This is a genomic window from Salibacter sp. (assembly GCF_031581065.1).
GTDB lineage: Bacteria > Bacteroidota > Bacteroidia > Flavobacteriales_G > Salibacteraceae > Salibacter.
This window is the reverse complement of record NZ_JAVLBN010000093.1, coordinates 1-2,501: the sequence shown is the minus strand read 5'-3', so window position 1 is coordinate 2,501 and position 2,501 is coordinate 1. Positions and strand designations below refer to the sequence as shown.

Annotated in this window: 4 protein-coding genes; 1 reads left to right on the top strand and 3 read right to left on the bottom strand. The window is 41.0% G+C overall.

What is annotated here, in order from left to right:
• Window positions 1-526, top strand: a 526-nt coding sequence (locus RI557_RS11595) for a MutS-related protein (protein WP_409079704.1), incomplete at its 5' end; no start/stop codon positions are given.
• On the opposite strand, the gene RI557_RS11590 is transcribed toward RI557_RS11595, so the two are convergent.
• The 3 genes from RI557_RS11590 to RI557_RS11580 all read right to left on the bottom strand — a co-directional run.
• Entirely contained in the window at window positions 516-1,088 is a 573-nt protein-coding gene (locus RI557_RS11590; RefSeq protein ID WP_310683927.1) for a Maf family nucleotide pyrophosphatase, read from the bottom strand. The genes RI557_RS11595 and RI557_RS11590 overlap by 11 nt on opposite strands.
• A 663-nt stretch (window positions 1,089-1,751) precedes the next feature.
• Window positions 1,752-2,108 (bottom strand): helix-turn-helix domain-containing protein, encoded by a 357-nt coding sequence (locus RI557_RS11585; protein WP_310683925.1) that lies wholly within the window; start codon window positions 2,106-2,108, stop codon window positions 1,752-1,754.
• A 15-nt stretch (window positions 2,109-2,123) separates the two neighbouring features.
• A partial coding sequence (locus RI557_RS11580) for a helix-turn-helix transcriptional regulator (RefSeq protein WP_310683923.1) occupies window positions 2,124-2,501 on the bottom strand: 378 nt, incomplete at its 5' end.

The window sequence follows — 2,501 nt, the reverse complement described above, 5'->3', positions numbered from 1 at the left end:
GGCCAACATGGCTGGGAAGAGTACGTTTTTGCGCACCGTTGCCAGTAACATGGTCCTCGGGATGTTGGGAGCGCCCGTTGTGGCGAAAGAGCTTGCATTCAAGCCCGTTCCGCTGTTTACCAGCATGCGCACAGAGGATTCACTAGCAGAGCACGAGTCGTACTTCTTTGCCGAGCTGAAACGACTCAAAGCCGTTGTGGAACAGCTCGATAAAGGGCATGAGTTGTTCATCATTCTGGATGAGATCCTCAAAGGAACCAACTCGGCCGACAAGGCGAAAGGGAGCGAGGCATTTTTGGAAAAGCTGTTGTCGTACAACTCGCGCGGAATCATCGCCACGCACGATCTCAGCCTGTGCGAACTGGAAGGAAAGCACCCGCAAAAAATCGTGAACAAGAGCTTTGAAGTAGAGTTCGTTAACGACCAGTTACAGTTCGATTACAAACTCCGTGATGGCGTTTGCCAGAACATGAATGCATCCTTCTTACTCGAAAAAATGGGGTTGGTGAATAAGATCAGCTCGTGATTTCTTTCAGTGCCCGGTAGAGGTCGAAAGTAGGCAGCCCCATCACCGTGAAGTACGAACCTTCGATCTCCTCGATGCCTATCAACCCGATCCATTCCTGGATACCATAAGCACCTGCCTTGTCAAACGGCTCATAGCGCTCAATGTAATGTTCGATTTCCGCATCTGTGAGTTTGTGAAATTTGACACTTGTAGTGGAAGAAAACGAGATCTTTTTGTCACGTGTGCGCACACAAACACCGCTCACCACTTCGTGTTCACAACCCGATAATCTTTCCAGCATTTCGCGCGCTTCAGCTTTATCAGCCGCCTTATTGAGCACTTTGTTTTGATGAATCACCGTAGTATCGGCTGTAATGAGAATCTCCTTTTCGGTCAGATCCCTGAACGCCATCGACTTTTTCACCGCCAGGTATTCTGCCACTTCATTGGCAGGCAACTCTTTGGGGAACGACTCATCGATATCGAGAGACGTCTGCTCAAAAGCGATATCCATCTTTTCCAAAAGTTCTTTTCTGCGCGGAGATCCGCTTGCCAGGATGATGTTATAGTTGTTGAACATTGCTTGTTTAGAGAAATTTGAGTTCCGCCAAAAGTATGGGAATAATGTCTTTTTGTTTAAAGTATGAATGTTAAATGTTTAGAGGTTGAGGTTAAGGTTAAGGTTGAGGTTGAGGTTGAGGTCAAGGCCGAGAGCGTTCTAATTATGCGTTTTGGTTTATTGGACACTTAAGTTGTTAATGGCCCTGTTACTTGCGTCTCGAGCTTAGTTCTGACCGATAGCGTCAGTAGGTCTAAGTTCATCTAAGTCTTGACTTACGTCAAGAGCTAAAATTTACTAAGATTTGGAGGTTTGGAGTTTGTAGGTTTGGTTATGAGTCTTTATACAAAAGTCACGCGCCTTGTCTTTGTAGAAGTAGGAGAGAAAAGGAGGTCAAGGTCAAGAAAAAAGATTGACAAAAAGCTTCCCGGCTATCGAGCGGAGTCGAGATATGGTGATTTAAAAGATTAAAGAGTTGGTTGTGTTCCTAAAAAAGTGTGTGGTATTTAGACCTGACAGGTTTCCAAAACCTGTTAGGTCTGGGAGTAATACGTTAAGTAGTAAGCAAGATTTAAAATAAACAGAAAAAATATAAACTGTAATTTTAAAACACCTTAATCGGTTATTTGTCGATTATGGTGTTAAAATATTACATGCAAAGTAAGAGTTGAAAATTTAATCTGATTAATAGTCCTGTATTAAAACATCAGTCGGAATGTGGAGTGCCGTATTGAGTTTTCTAATCATTTTCAAAGTCAGTTTTCGCTTCTTGCTGAGAATTTCACTTACCCTGCTTTTGAATCCTATTATTTCAGCGAGATCTTTCTGCTTAATTCCCAATTGCTCCATTCTGAATTTAATAGCCTCAATTGGATCAGGCATTTCAATAGGGAAGTTTTCATTTTCATACTTATCGATGAGTATGGAAAGAATTTCCAGTTCATCACCTTCCTCAGTTCCTTTTTTAGTATCAAAAATTTCCTCGAGCCTGTTTAGGGCATTTTGATAATCCTGTTCATTTCTAATAGGTGCTAAATTCATATTACTTAAGAATGACTACTTTCTAACTTTGTGGAGTAGGTTTATTCCTGATAATTCCTGGCCAATTTCATGAATTCCTTTCAAAATTTTTTCTGTTTGTTTTTCTGATGGTTTTTTATGTCCCTGTACATATTGAGAAAGCAAGGTAGCATTCATCCCTATCTTTTGAGCGAGGTATTTTGCATTTAACACTCTGTAGTACTGAAAGAATTGTTGGAAATCAATCTCAAACTTGATGTCTTCATGATTTAGCTTGATATCTTCATCGTCAAAGTATAATTCTGCAGCCTCAAAAGCATTATTCATCAATTCAGGAACATTTTCACCGGTTGTGAAAATGGGATAGTCATTAGAAAATGCTGAAAAACCGGTATCAGTTTTTTCAACTGTCAT